The sequence below is a fragment of the Neisseria sp. P0022.S010 genome, assembly GCF_051956635.1.
The window spans coordinates 1-409 of the sequence record NZ_JBQCXF010000953.1; the positions used below are offsets into that span (position 1 = coordinate 1).

Consider the following 409-nt stretch of genomic DNA (forward strand, 5'->3'; position numbering starts at 1 on the left):
GAAATTAACGGTTGCAAACCCAAGTTGCTTTTCAAACCGCCTGAAACCGAAAAATCTGCTGCAACCCGCTCCCTCCCCCGTGGGGGAAGGTTGGGGAGAGGGCATTCTCCAAATCGCAGCAATCTTTACAAACACTCCAACCGCCCAAAAGACAAGCCTTGCGGTTTGTTGCCCTCTCTCTAGCTCTCTCCCACGGGAGAGAGGACGGGGTGGCTGTTGGGGTTAAAGGTTCTGCAAGGAAAACAGGTTGTGCAGGCTGCTTTTTTCCTTTTCAGACGGCCTGAAATTAACGGTTGCAAACCCAAGTTGCTTTTCAAACCGCCTGAAACCGAAAAATCTGCTGCAACCCGCTCCCTCCCCCGTGGGGGAAGGTTGGGGAGAGGGCATTCTCCAAATCGCAGCAATCTTT

The 409-nt window shown here is 52.6% G+C and carries 2 protein-coding genes; one reads left to right on the forward strand and one right to left on the reverse strand.

The features are described 5' to 3' along the window. A partial coding sequence (locus tag ACTHUT_RS22285; protein ID WP_440419990.1) for a hypothetical protein occupies window positions 1-183 on the forward strand: 183 nt, incomplete at its 5' end. A 39-nt stretch (window positions 184-222) separates the two neighbouring features. Here ACTHUT_RS22285 and ACTHUT_RS22290 read toward each other — a convergent pair. Beyond that, a partial coding sequence (locus ACTHUT_RS22290) for a hypothetical protein (protein ID WP_440419992.1) occupies window positions 223-409 on the reverse strand: 187 nt, incomplete at its 5' end.